The 13,294-nt window shown below is 64.9% G+C and carries 9 protein-coding genes; 1 reads left to right on the top strand and 8 read right to left on the bottom strand.

Going from position 1 to position 13,294, the window contains the following annotated elements; all coding sequences use genetic code 11:
• Positions 1-13 precede the first annotated feature (13 nt).
• Complete coding sequence (locus tag ACX80F_RS09980; protein WP_459336232.1) at positions 14-754, top strand: relaxase/mobilization nuclease domain-containing protein; 741 nt, start codon at positions 14-16, stop codon at positions 752-754.
• A gap of 85 nt (positions 755-839) precedes the next feature.
• Here ACX80F_RS09980 and ACX80F_RS09975 read toward each other — a convergent pair whose 3' ends face one another.
• From ACX80F_RS09975 to ACX80F_RS09940, 8 genes are all read right to left on the bottom strand, one after another.
• Entirely contained in the window at positions 840-1,895 is a 1,056-nt protein-coding gene (locus tag ACX80F_RS09975; RefSeq protein WP_459336231.1) for a LacI family DNA-binding transcriptional regulator, read from the bottom strand.
• An 83-nt stretch (positions 1,896-1,978) separates the two neighbouring features.
• Positions 1,979-4,567 carry a family 78 glycoside hydrolase catalytic domain gene (locus tag ACX80F_RS09970; protein WP_459336230.1) on the bottom strand — a complete coding sequence of 863 codons (2,589 nt, stop codon included), beginning with the start codon at positions 4,565-4,567 and terminating at the stop codon, positions 1,979-1,981.
• A 67-nt stretch (positions 4,568-4,634) separates the two neighbouring features.
• On the bottom strand, positions 4,635-5,543 hold the full coding sequence (locus tag ACX80F_RS09965; RefSeq protein WP_459336229.1) for a carbohydrate ABC transporter permease: 909 nt from the start codon (positions 5,541-5,543) through the stop codon (positions 4,635-4,637).
• A gap of 4 nt (positions 5,544-5,547) precedes the next feature.
• The gene (locus ACX80F_RS09960) at positions 5,548-6,432 is read right to left on the bottom strand and encodes a carbohydrate ABC transporter permease (RefSeq protein ID WP_459336228.1); all 885 of its coding nucleotides are present in this window, start codon (positions 6,430-6,432) and stop codon (positions 5,548-5,550) included.
• A 107-nt stretch (positions 6,433-6,539) separates the two neighbouring features.
• Positions 6,540-7,844, bottom strand: coding sequence for an ABC transporter substrate-binding protein (locus ACX80F_RS09955; protein ID WP_459336227.1), 1,305 nt, complete (start codon positions 7,842-7,844; stop codon positions 6,540-6,542).
• 227 nt (positions 7,845-8,071) lie between these two features.
• Positions 8,072-10,180, bottom strand: a complete 2,109-nt coding sequence (locus tag ACX80F_RS09950) for a beta-glucosidase (protein WP_459336226.1) — start codon at positions 10,178-10,180, stop codon at positions 8,072-8,074.
• A 376-nt stretch (positions 10,181-10,556) separates the two neighbouring features.
• Positions 10,557-11,819 (bottom strand): alpha-hydroxy acid oxidase, encoded by a 1,263-nt coding sequence (locus ACX80F_RS09945; protein ID WP_459336225.1) that lies wholly within the window; start codon positions 11,817-11,819, stop codon positions 10,557-10,559.
• Positions 11,816-13,294 carry a rhamnulokinase gene (locus tag ACX80F_RS09940; protein ID WP_459336224.1) on the bottom strand — a complete coding sequence of 493 codons (1,479 nt, stop codon included), beginning with the start codon at positions 13,292-13,294 and terminating at the stop codon, positions 11,816-11,818. The genes ACX80F_RS09945 and ACX80F_RS09940 overlap by 4 nt, the downstream gene beginning before the upstream one ends.

The raw sequence follows: 13,294 nt of genomic DNA, 5'->3' as shown, positions 1-13,294 counted from the left end.
CACCGTGGGTCTGATGAAGTACCTGGTCGGTCCTGGCAAGCGCAACGGGCACACCGACCCGCACCTCGTGACGGGCAGTCCGATCATTTTGTCGTGGTTCGATGATTCACAGCTTAATGACCAGTCCGCGGTTTTGGTCGTGGACGAGATCGACCTGAACAAGCGCATCAACGACGTCGAGCTGGACCAGCACGATTGGCACTGTTCCCTGTCGCTCCGGGCCGACGAGCGGCCTGTTTGTGACCGCGAGTGGGCGGACATGGCAGAGAAGTCCATGGACGACATGGGCTTCACCGAGACAAGCGGCAAGACAGCGTGCCAATGGGTCGCTGTACACCACGGCACCAGCACCGACGGCAACGACCACATCCACATCGTCGCCTCACGCGTCCGTGAAGACGGCACGAAGTGGAGCGACTGGTCAGACTTCCCGAAGGCACAGACAACCGCCCGGAACCTCGAGAAGCAGTTCGGTTTGATCGAGCTGGGGCTGCACTCCGAGCGGGGCCTGAAGCCCGTCGAACCATTCAGCGGAATGTGGATCCGGCAGCCGCGGGGAGGCTTCGCGATGGACAAGAATGAGCTGCTGCCCCTCGTCAATCCTGAGCCGATCGACGCTGTCTTCACTGTTGCAGAGGATCCCGACGTACTACTCGCTCAGCTGAAAGGACTGGTCACCGATATTTTCAACAGCGGTGGCATCAACCGGGTACACCAGCAGATTCTGAAGAAACCGCGCGAGGTATCGGAGTGAGCTTTTGGCACGCCGACTAAGTGCCGATAATGGATGCTACGACAAGCCAAGCTGAGGCAAGGTAGCGATCGGGCTCTGGCATGAACTAGGGGTCGGAGACGTGTGGATCGCTCGTGCTTCTGCGGACGATCAGTGTCGGCTCGAGGACGATGCGCTGGTGTTCGTGTGTCCGCGGGTTGTCGATCTCGTCGATCAGCAGTCGCAGGGCCTCTTCGCCCATCTCGTGGCCTGGCTGGCTCACGGTGGACATGGGGATGGCAGCCTCGGAGGCGAACTGGTTGTTGTCATATCCGATGACGGCGACGTCGCCCGGCACGGAGACGCCTGCATCCGTCAGTTCGTGGATGAGCCCGGCCGCCAGCTGGTCGGCCGGGGCGAGGATTCCGTCGGGCAGCGGACCCGCGCCAAGCAGGTTCCGCGCGATCGATCGCCCGCTGGTGCTCTTCAGGTTCTTGCTGACGATCACGTCGAGACTCACTCCGTCGCCCCGCTCCCGTACTGCGCGCCGTGCCCCTTCGCGTCGGGCGTTGACGGCGTGCAGGTCCTCGGGGCCCCCGGCGAACAGCAGGCGCGTCCGGCCGATATCCATGAGGTGCTGGGCGGCGAGATAACCGCCGTGCTCCTCGTCGACCACAACGCTGCAGCAGTCGGTCCGATCGCCCGCGTAGTTGACGAGCACGATGTTGCGTCCGTGGCGCCGCACGCGGTCCACACCGCCGAGCCCGGCGTCGAGCGGGGCGAGGATGATACCCGCCACGCGCGCCTCGTCGAAGATGTCGAGGTAGGACTCCTGCTTCTCGAAGGTGACGTCGCTGTTCGCAAGCAGCAGGGACCTTCCGGTGGAGCTCGCAGCGCCCTCCGCCCCGCGTGCGATGTCGACGAAGAGGGAGTTCCCCACGTCGGTGAGGATCAGCCCTATCGTGTTGCTCCTACCAGCGGCCAGTGATCGCGCGGCATCGTTGCGGACGAAGCCGAGCTCGTCGATCGCCGCGGTGACACGCGCGATGGTCTTCGCCGACACGATTTCCGGCTTGTTGAGGACATGCGACACCGTGCCGAGCGAGACGCCCGCGAGGCGCGCGACATCGTTCATGCTGGGGGCGACGGAGGAAGCATCGCTCGTTGGATGGACGGCTGTCACGGCACCTCGATCGGGGTTCGGCGCAGGACACCGCCCTGGGCGGGGCGGCACCTTCGCAGGGCATCCCTCATGCTAAGCGACCCTCAGGATGCAACGGATACCTGCGTGAAGGTGTGCGTGCCGGAGGAGACGGTGACCGGAGGCCGGCCGGGGAGGTCGACGACGGCAGCGCACCCCGTGGGGACGGTGACCTCGACCGACAGAGCACCGGTCTCCAGCGTCCACGAGATGGACGTAGGACCGTAGGGTGTCTCGTGACGTGCCTCGGCCGATGTGAGTCCGCCGCCGGGGCGAGGACGGAAGAGGATGGACCGATAGCCGGGAGCGGCGGGAGCTATCCCTGCCACGACGCGGTGCATCCAGTCCGCGACAGCTCCGAGGGCGTAGTGATTGAAGGAAGTCATCTCCCCGGGATTGATGGAACCGTCCGGCAGCATGCTGTCCCAGCGCTCCCAGATGGTGGTGGCGCCCTGTCCCACCGCGTAGAGCCAGGACGGGCATTCCTTCTCCATCAGGAGCGCGTACGCGGTCTCGATCTCTCCGACGCTCGTGAGGGCATCCGTCACGAGCGGCGTGCCGGCGAAACCGGTGGCGATGCGATTGCCCGCGCCGCGCACCAACTCGGCGAGCCGTGCCCCACTGCGCTTCCTCTGCTCCTCGGTCGCTGCGAGGCCGAAGACGAGGACCAGGGCGTAGGCCGTCTGTGCATCGCTGACCACGCGGCCCGAGGGGGACATGAATTCCCGGGCGAAGGCCTCCCGTACCTTGCGCGCCAGTTCCCGGTAGTGCAGTTCATCCGCGGTGTGTCCGAGGATGCTCGCCATGTCGGCGAGGTGCTGGGCGGACCACGCGAAGTACGCAGTAGAGACGAGGTAGCGGTCGGTGGTGGCGTCGGCCGGGTCGTGCGGCGGTGCGGCGGGATCGAGCCAGTCCCCGAGCTGCATGCCCGTGTTCCAGAGGTGCGAGTCCCCGGACCGGGCGGCCATGAGGTCCACCCAGGCCTTCGCGCTCCTGTACTGGGTGGCGAGCACGCCGGTGTCACCGAACCGCTCGTACAGCGTCCATGGCGTCAGGACGGCGACGTCCCCCCAGACGGCGCCGGGCTGAATCGGGGTCCACTCCTCCCCACCGGGTATGACGGGCACGTACCAGGGGACAGTTCCGTCGTCGAGCTGTTCGATGGCGACATCCTTCAGCCACGAGCCGAGCATGCCGGAGCAGTCGTACAGGAACGTGGCTGTCGGGGCGAACACCTGGAGGTCCCCGGTCCAGCCCAGGCGCTCGTCACGCTGGGGGCAGTCGGTGGGGATGTCCACGAAGTTGCCGCGCATGCTCCACCGGACGTTCTCGTGCAGCCGGTTCACGTCGTCGTCGGAGGATTCGAACCAGCCGGTGCGTTCCATATCGGTGTGATAGACCCGTGCCTTGATGTCCGTGGTGGGATCCATGCCGTCCCACCCCGAAATCTCGGCGTACCGGAAGCCGTGGACGGTGAAGCGTGGCTCCCATTCGACGTCATCCCTGCCCGCTGCGATGTACACATCGGTGGATGCCGCTCCTCGGAGCGGACGGGTGCACAGTTCGCCGTCCTCGAGAACTTCTGCGTGACGCAGCGTGATCTCCTGGCCACGCTCGAGCCCGGCCAGGCGCAGCCGGAGCCGGCCCACCAGGTTCTGGCCGAAGTCGAGGATGGTCCTGCCAGTTGGCGACGTGGTGACGGAGACGGGCGCGAGTTCCTCCGTGCAGCGCACGGGCGGACCGTCGGGGGCAACCAGCGTGGCGGGGTCGCGGGGAACCGTGCGCACGGGCGTCCACTCGGAGTCGTCAAATTCGGGCGAGGACCACCCGAGATCCTCCTGGCGGGCGTCGTAGTGCTCGCCCTCGTACAGGCCCGTGGTCAGGATCGGCCCGAAACCGGCCCGCCACGATCCGTCGGTCGCGATCACCGTGGTGGATCCGTCGTCGTGGGTGACGTGCAGCTGGGCCAGCAGTGCCACGTCCGTTCCGTACAGGTTCTGGTGGCCCCCATGGAAGCCGAGCCGGCCCCGGTACCAACCGTCAGCGAGCCAGCTACCGATGGCGTTCGCGCCAGGGCCGAGGTTCTCGGTCACGTCGTAGGTGGCATAGCGCAGCCGCTCCCCGTACACGGTCCAGCCCGGGGCGAGTGCCTCGCGACCGATGCGTCGCCCGTTGATCTCCACCTCGTAGAGCCCGTGTGCGGTGACGTAGAGGCGCGCAGCGTGGACGGGGCGGGTCAGGTCAAACTCACGACGGACGAGCGGGGGACGGCGGAGGGCTTCCGGATCCTCGTCCCAAGCGGGGGCGATAGCCTGTGCCTGCCAGTCGGAGGATCCGAGGAGCCCGGTCTCCGCGGTAGTGGCCGGGCTCCAGTCACTCGGTATCTCCGTGCCGGCCCCCCAGACCCGGACCCGCACAGAGACGACGCTCTGTGAGACGAGGTCCTCTCCCGGCCAGGGGACGAGAACCGAGTCAGGGGAGAAGATGACTCGCGAGAATCCTGCACCGGACGCCTCCGTCACCTCGATCTCGTACCGTTCCTGTGTCCACCCGGGGTCCGCCGTGGTCTTCCAGCTCAGCCGGGGTCGACGCTCACCGATTCCGAGGGGTTCCCGGTGGTGTTCGAACGTGACGGGGTTGACGGTGATCGGCATTGAGGTCCTTCTAGTGTGGAGCCGCGGAAGCGGAGGACAAGCGGTGGGGCAAGAAAGGGCGGGGTTGTCAGCCCTTCACGGAGCCGGCGGCGAGGCCTTTCATGATGCGCTGGTTGAGGAAAAGGTAGATGGCTAGGGTCCCGAAGACGTTGAGGCAGATGGCTGCGAAGAGCGGGCCGTACTGAACTGCTCCGAACTGTCCGGTGAAGTTGAGGAGTCCGACCTGGATGGTGCTGAGTTCACTGTTGTTGGCGAAGGTCAGGGCGATCAGGAGGTCGTTCCAGATGAAGAAGAACTGGACGAGGGCCACGGTGAAGACGGCATTGCGGACCATGGGGAAGCCGATGGAGATAAAGGACCGGATGATGCTGGCGCCGTCGAGGGTGGAGGCCTCGAACACCTCGCGGGGGACGGCACGGAAGTAGGTGGCCATCATGAACACCGTCAGGGGTAGGCCGGTGGCGGTGTAGGTGATGATCAGCGGCCACAGCGTTCCGGTGAGGCCGGTGTTGAAGTAGGCGGAGAACAGGGGGAGCAGGATCATCTGACCGGGCACCATGATGCCGGTCAGGAAGATCAGCAGGACGCCGTTGCGTCCCTTCCAGACCATGACCTCGAGCGCGAATCCGGCGGCAACTCCGAAGACGATGATCAGGGCCAGCGACGGAAGTGTGGCCATCAGTGAATTGGCGACGAACACCGCGAGGTTGCCTGTGGTCCAGGCCTCGACGTAGTTGTCGAAGTTGAACGATCCCGGCAACGACCACACGGGGTCATTGAGGAATTCCTGCTGTGTCTTGAACGACCCGAGTACCAGCCACAGCAGGGGGTAGAGCACGACGACGAGCAGGAGGGCGATCAGCAGGTGGACGGGAAGTTTCGCCCAGCGTTTCGCTGCGCGGGACCGTGCGCGGCGCGGTTCCTGACGTTTCAGCGCCTTGAGGGGCATTTTCTGTTCGGGTGCCTGTGTGCTCATGGCGTCAGTCCTTGGTGAGGTCGCGGCGTGAGGACCGGAAGATGAAGATGGTCACGATCAGGCACAGCAGTGTGAGTAGCAGTGCGATCGAGCTGCCGTACCCGTAGTCGCCGAAGGCGAAGGAGGTGCGGAACATGTAGAGCGTCAGCGGCGTGGTGGAGGATCCGGGTCCGCCGTTGGTAAGAGCGACGATGGAATCGAAGACCTTGAGGGTGCCGTTGATGCTGAAGATGATCGAGGACAGCAGGACGGGCATGGACAGGGGCAGGACGATGTTCTTGATGAGCCGCCATCCGGTGGCACCGTCGAGACGTGCGGATTCGAGCATGTCTTCGGGGATGTCTACGAGGCCGGCGTACAGCAGGACGGCGTAGAAGCCCATGGATCGCCAGATGTCCATGAGGACGATGACCCAGAACGAGCTGGAGGCGCTGCCGAACCAGTCGACCGATTCGACGCCGACTCCGTTGAGGAGGCTGTTGACGAGTCCGTTCTGCGGGGCGATCTCGAACATCTTCTGGAAGAGGAGGGCGACGGCCACCGTGGGGAGCACGACCGGGAAGAACACCAGCGTGCGAATGATGTTCGAGGACTTCTTCAGGATGAAGACGTACATGAGCGCCAGGGCATAGCCCATGAGGATCTGGCCGATCGTGATCACGATCGCGTAGCGGACGGTGAAGGAGAGCGCGGTACGGACTTCAGGGTCTGTGAACAGCCGCGTGAAGTTGTCCGTCCCCGCGAAGGTGAAGCCGGAGATCGCGTTGCCGGAGAAGAAGGTGTACCCCATGGACCAGATGATGGGCACCAGCATCACCAGGGTGTACACCAGCAGAGCTGGGCCGAGGAGGATGATGAGGGCTTTCTTATCGCCCAGTACTGACTGCATGGTAGGTCCTTTTGTCTACGTCTGGCCTGTGGGCCAGTCGGTGGCCCAGGACGGGGTGAACGTCGGGGAAGGAAGCCGTCTCCTTCCTTCCCCGGCGCGCTCGTACCCTACTTGAGGGCGGACTGCACCGTCTCCATGAACTGCTCCGGGCTCATGCTGCCGGTCACCAGGGGAGCGGCGTTGGTCTGGCTTGCAGTGGTTGCCTGCGTACCGAAGAGAGCCTCGAACCACAGAACGCTTTCGCTGGTGTCGGCGATGGTGTCCTGGACGGTCTGGGTCAGGGGATCGACGTCGACTTCCTCGTTGACCTTGAAACCGGAGATGGCGCCCTTTTCGGACAGGCCGACGCTTCCGTAGTTCTCGGTGATGCAGCTCAGCCATTCGCCGGTCTGGTCGTTGTACGCCTTTTCGGAGATCGCCATGGGCAGGCCGACGTTCGCTGCGTACTGATTGTCGATGCCCGCGCCGCCGTCGACCTTCGGGAAGGGCATGAAGCCGATGTTCTCGGCGCCGATCTGATTGGCGGCCTCGTCATTGAAGTTTGCGAGGACCCAGCTGCCCATGTAGAGCATGCCGGCTTCCCCGGTGAGGAATTGGTTGACGGCGGTGTCGTAGTCGATCGAACCGACGCCTTCACCGAAGTAGCCCTTCGCACCGAGGTCGGCGACCGCCGCGGCTGCCTCGACGTACTCGGGATCGGTGAGCTCGGCTTCACCATCCGCGACCTTCTGCAGGGCGTCCTTGCCGAGGTCGCTGAAGAGGTATCCGCTGATAAGGCGTGTCAGAGGCCAGCCCTGCTCACCGGACGCGGAGAGAGGAGTGACGCCCGAGGAGTTGAGGGTCTCGGCGGCCGCCGTGAATTCGTCCCAGGTCGCGGGTACCTCAATGTTGTTGTCGGCGAAGAGCTGCTTGTTGTACCAGATGCCCTCGACGTTGTACTCGTAGGGCAGCACGTTGAAGCCACCGTAGAGCGCCTTGACGGTATCGATGGCTGCAGGTTCCACCTGGTCGATGACGCCCAGGTCGGTCAGCGTGGCCTCGAGGTCGAGAACGTTGCCGGACTCAGCGAGTTCCTTCGTCAGGGCCGGAGCCGATCCTGCGGCGAACTGGGACGGCAGTGCGCCCTGGCCGGCTTGCAGCTGAAGCTGCTGGTCCAGGTTGGTCTGCGGGACGGTGTCCACCTTCAGTGGCATCGCATCCGCGGCGGTCTTGCACTGATCCCCCGCCAGGGTCTCCAGGACAGCGGGGATGGTGGTGTTCTCGACCACGGACAGGGTCGTGAACTCGCCGGCGTCACCCTCGCTGCCGCCGTCGTTCGAACTGCCGGCTCCACAGCCTGCCAGCAGGAGCGATACAGTGCTGAGCCCTACGCCCAGGAGCAGCATCCGGTACTTGTTACCCGTGGTGGCCACGTTTCCTCCTTGAAAGTGTGCGCCCCATTTTTGAAGCGTTTCAATTACTGAGGGTAGGGGTCGAAAGAACCTGTGTCAACAGTCACATCAGATGCCGATCGTGCTTCTCCCATCTCGGGCCTCATCACGGCCGATAAGCGTCGTCAGAGGGGTCGAACATGACGAAGGGCCCGCCCCTCCTGGTGGGGCGGACCCTCTGTCTTCAGCGCTCTGTCGGTAGTGCTGGGCTAGCGCACGGTCACTGTGGAGCTGAGCGGCAATGCCTGCGACGAGGTGCCGACCTCGAGGATGAACTCACCCGTCGGCGTCGTCCAGGCATCGCGTTCTGCGTCCCAGATCGACAGCGGGTGATCCGGTCCGTTGGCGTCGATAACCAGGTGCACCTGCGTTGTCTGATTCGGCTTGAGACTGACTTTCTCGAATCCGACGAGACGCTTCCCAGGTTCGCCGGCGGCACCGGGCAGGGTCAGGTAGACCTGCCCCACTTCGGCTCCTGCTGTCTTGCCGGTGTTTTTGATCTGGAACTTCACGTCCAGGATGGTGGTGCCGGTTTTCTTGTCTACCACGGGCTTCACACGGAGGTTCCGGTACTCGAAGTCGGTGTAGGACAGGCCGTGACCGAAACCGAACAGGGGCTTGATGCCCTGGGACTCGTACCACTTGTAACCGATAGCAAGGCCTTCGGTGTAGTTGACCTGCCGGATCTCCTGCGAACCTGCCGGAGCGGTCGTAGAGCCGTTTGAGAAGACGCCGGGGTACTGCTCAGGGGAGTTGGTCGGAGTGTCAGCAAGGGACGCCGGGAAGGTCATCGGGAGCTTGCCCGACGGATTCACGTCCCCCCACAGGAGGTTCACCAGGGCCGGCCCCTGCTGTTCACCGGGGTACCAGCTTTCGAGGACAGCTTCGGTCTTTCCAAGCCAGGGCATTTCCACGGCACTTCCTGTTTGTAGGATCGCCACGGTCCTTTCGCTGGCGGAGGCAACGGCGTCGATCAGGGCGTCGCCGTTTCCGGCGAGACGGAGGTTCGGCAAGTCATTGAATTCACCGGACTTGTAGTAGCCGACGACGATGGTGATGTCGGCCTTCGCTGCGACGGCAGCCGCGCGCTGCGGGTCGGCCCCGTTGTCGAAGACGACGGTGGAACCTTCTGCTGCGGCGCGCTCTCGCACTGCGTCCTCGATGGTGACGATGCTTTCGCAGGTGAGCGTATTGGGGGAGCCGAATGGCCAGACCATACTGCAGGTCGACTTTGCGTCTATGCCGTTGGTCGGCGTCGAGGATGCCGTCGGGCCGATGATTGCGATGCTCTTGGGCTTCGAGGACAGTGGAAGGATCCCATCATTCTTCAGAAGGACCGAGCCCTCCTCGACTGCCCGCCGCGCGAGGTCCTTGTGCGCGGTGGTCGAGACCGAGCCTGCGGCCGGCGCGGGAAGCGGAGTGTCGAACAATCCGCCTCGAATGTAGGAACGCACCACGTTGAATGCCGCACCGTCGACGGTCTGCTCAGTAATCTCGCCGGCAGCCAGCGCCTGATTGAGACGTTCAGGTGTGTAGTAGATCGGTCGGTTGAGTTCCTGGTCCAGCCCCGCGTTCAGGGAAGGCCCGGTTGAGTGCACTGCCCCGAAATCGGACATGACGTACCCGTCAAAGCCGAGCTTGTCCCGCAGGGTGTCCTTCAGCAGCGGGTTCTCGCAAGCGTAAACTCCGTTGATCTGGTTGTAGGAGCACATGATGCTTTCGGGTTCGCCCTCGGCGATGGTGATCTCGAACGGCAGATCGTAGGCCTGACGCAAGGTTCGCTCGTCGATGTTCGAGGAGCTCGCGTTCCTGGACACTTCCTGCTCGTTGGCGACGTAGTGCTTGACGTTCGACAGGACGGGCTTGTCGGGATTACCTTCCTCGATTCCGCGGATCGCCGCTCCGGCGAGGGTGCCGCTCAGGAGGGAGTCTTCGCCGAAGTACTCCGCGGTGCGGCCGGAGAGCGGGGTGCGACCGCTGGCAATGCCAGGGCCGAGGACGACGTTCTTGCCCTTGTCGAAAGCCTCGGCCGCCTGTGCGGCACTCTTGTCGAAGACAAGGTCGCGGTTCCAGGTCGCCCCGAAGGCGATGGGTGCAGGGAACGCTGTCACGCCGGAGGTGAAACGAACGCCGTCCGGTCCGTCGGTGTAGACGACCTTCGGAGTGCAGGGGAGCTGAGCTTCGTACTGAACTCCACTGAACGTCGTCGTACCCGGATCGTTCGCGGGCTGCTCTACAAGCCAGCGGTACTTCTGCCCGAGCGAACTGGCATCCAGCAAGATACGTGCGCGCTCGTCAGGCGACCGCGAAGTGTCCATCCAGGGGCACTCAGGGGGGTAGGTTGGCCGGCTGTCCGCACTGGCGGGTTGAGCTAGGGGTGCAAGTGGCAGTGATGCCAACAGCCCCGCCAACGCTACGACCGTAAGCATCCTGCCTTGTTTCTGATACGACTTTTGCATATGTCCTCCTTGACACTCAAAATAATTGAAGCGCTTCAATTTCGCCGCCGCATTGACTTTCTTTAGCGGATGGTGGGAAGAGTCGTGACTTGTGTGATCTGCGTCTCAGATTTCAACCTAAAGGCCTGCACCAATCCAGTCAAGGATGCAGGCTCTGCAGCCGAATCGAAAGCATGAAATCGTGGACCTGACATCGGGCTTAGGTACTTCGCCGTCCAAGGGATCGAAGTCGGCCTCAGTGCGGCGCCATGGCGTCCCGCTGCTCGAGGCTGACCGGAGTTAGACGTGTGAGTTGGGTGACGTGCCGCGGTTCGAGCTCGCCGATGGAGGAGACGCCGAGCAGGCGCATGGTGCGTTCGATCTCGTCCCGGAGGATCGCGATGGCTTTGTCGACGCCGTCGCGCCCTCCGGCCATCAGCCCGTACAGGTAGGCGCGGCCGATGAGGGTGAACTTCGCACCCATGGCCATGGACGCAACGATGTCGGCTCCGTTCATAATGCCGGTGTCCACCATGACCGTGGCGTCGCTGCCGACCTCGCGGACCACCTTCGGCAGGAGGTGGAACGGGACGGGCGCGCGGTCCAGCTGCCGGCCGCCGTGGTTGGACAGGATGATTCCGTCCACGCCCAAGTTGACGAGGCGCACGGAGTCCTCGACGTTCTGGACACCCTTGATGACGATCTTTCCGGGCCAGAGGTCGCGGATCACCGCGAGATCGTCGTAACCGATGGTGGGGTCCATGGCAGCGTTCAGCAGATCGCCCACGGTTCCGCCGGTGTCGGTCAGGGACGCGAATTCGAGCTTCGGGGTGGTCAGGAAGTCGATCCACCACCAGGGGCGGGGAACGGCGTTGAGAACGGTGCCGATGGAGAGCTGCGGCGGGATGGAGAATCCATTGCGCTTGTCCCGCAGGCGGGCACCGGCAACGGGGGTGTCGACGGTGAACATGAGCGTGTCGAAGCCCGCTTCGCCTGCGCGGCGTGCGAGTTCGTAGGAGATGTCCCGTTGCCGCATCACGTACAGCTGGAACCAGTTGCGTCCGGTCGGGTTGGCCGCCTTGACGTTCTCGATGGACGTGGTCCCGAGGGTTGAGAGCGTGAAGGGAATCCCGGCGGCTGCCGCCGCGCCGGCACCTGCCGTCTCGCCCTCGGTCTGCATGAGGCGGGTGAAGCCGGTGGGAGCGATGCCGAAGGGCAGGGCGCTCGGTCCGCCGAGGATTTCCACCGAAGTGTCCACGTGTTCCGCGGGGCGGAGGACCGATGGATGGAATTCGATGTCCTCGAAGGCCTGCCGCGCACGGTGCAGGGACAGTTCGCCCTCCGCAGCACCGTCGGTGTAGTCGAAGGCGGCCTTGGGGGTGCGGCGTTTGGCGATGGTTCGCAGGTCCGCGATGGTGAGCGCGGAGTCGAGGCGGCGTTTCTTGCCGTTGAGCTCGAACTTCTTGAACTGCATCAGCTCGAGCATTTCCGCGGGGACCGGAAGTTGGCGTTTGGTCACGGGGTGATCCTTTCGACTGCGGGAACGGTGATGGAACTACCGGGACGGCTCGGTTCGTACACCGCAGGTACTGTTCCCGCCGCGACGAGCCGGCGGAGTTCCGACAGCCCGCCCACCAGGTGGCCTGCTGCACGCGCCTGCACGAGGATGTTGCCGAGTGCCGTGGCTTCCACCGGGCCCGCCAGCACGTTCCGTCCGGTCGCGTCGGCTGTCAGCTGGCAGAGCAGGCCGTTCTGCGAGCCGCCCCCGACGACGTGGATGACCTCGGCGGTCGTCCCGGTGAGCCTCTCGGCGTCGGCGATCGTGCGGGCGTACCCGGCGGCCAGGCTGTCGAGGATGCAGCGGACGATCGCGGCCCGCTCGATCGACAGCTCGGAGCCCGCGCGCGCGACGGCGGACACGAGGCGCCGGGGCATGGTGTCGGGCGCGATGAACGAGGGGTCGTCCGGGTTGACCGTGGGCCCACCGGGCGGCAGGGCCGCCGCGGCCGCCAACAACGCGGCGAGGTCCGGCTCCGGCCCTTCGACACTCCAGTGGCGCAGGCACTCCTGCAGCAGCCAGAGGCCGCCGGTATTGCGGAGGTAGCGGATGGTCCCGTCGACGCCTCGCTCGTTGGTGAAGTTCGCGGTGCGGCTCTCCTCGGTGAGGATGGGGGCGTCGAGTTCGACACCCACAAGGGACCATGTGCCCGAGGAGATGTACGCGAAGGAACCCGAGGTCGCGGGGACCGCGGCGACGGCGGAGGCGGTGTCGTGCGATCCGACGGCGACGACGACGACGTCCGCCGGGAGGCCCGTCGCTGACGCGACGGCCGGCAGCAGGTGGCCGATCACCGTGCCGGGTTCGATGAGCGGCGGGAACAGATCTGGGGACAGGCCGAGCGGAGCGAAGAGGTCAGCGGCCCAGGTGCCGGTCGTCGCGTCGAGCAGCCCGGTGGTGGAGGCGTTCGTCGACTCGGTGCGGCGCTCGCCGGTCAAGCGGTAGGCGAGCAGGTCGGGGATGAGCAGCGCCTGCACGCCGTCGAGGGACTTCTCGGCCGCCAATTGGTAGACCGTGTTGAAGGGCAGGAACTGCAGACCGGTCCGCGCGTACAGCCGCTCGGGAGGCACGGCCCGGTGCACGACGTCGACCGCATCCTCCGTGCGCCCGTCCCGGTAGCTGAAGGGCAGGTGGCGGAGCGTGCCGGCGTCGTCGACGAGCCCGTAGTCCACGGCCCACGTGTCGATGCCGATGCTCGCCACGGTGTCACCTGTCCGCGCCGCGGCCTCACCGGCCAACCGCAGACCGGTCAACACCTCGGCGAACAGGCCCTCGACATCCCAGCGCAGGGCGCCCCCGAGGAACTGCGCACCGTTGGGGAAGCGGTGCACGGTGGTGAGGTGCGGACCGGCGTCCGTGAGCTTTCCAAGGATCACCCGTCCGGAGGACGCCCCGATGTCGACGGCCACGAACACCGGCGTCGAGCCAGCAGCCAT

The sequence above is a fragment of the Arthrobacter sp. TMS2-4 genome (assembly GCF_054511075.1).
The sequence above is the reverse complement of the archived record's forward strand: the minus strand, read 5'-3'. Positions and strand labels throughout refer to the sequence as shown.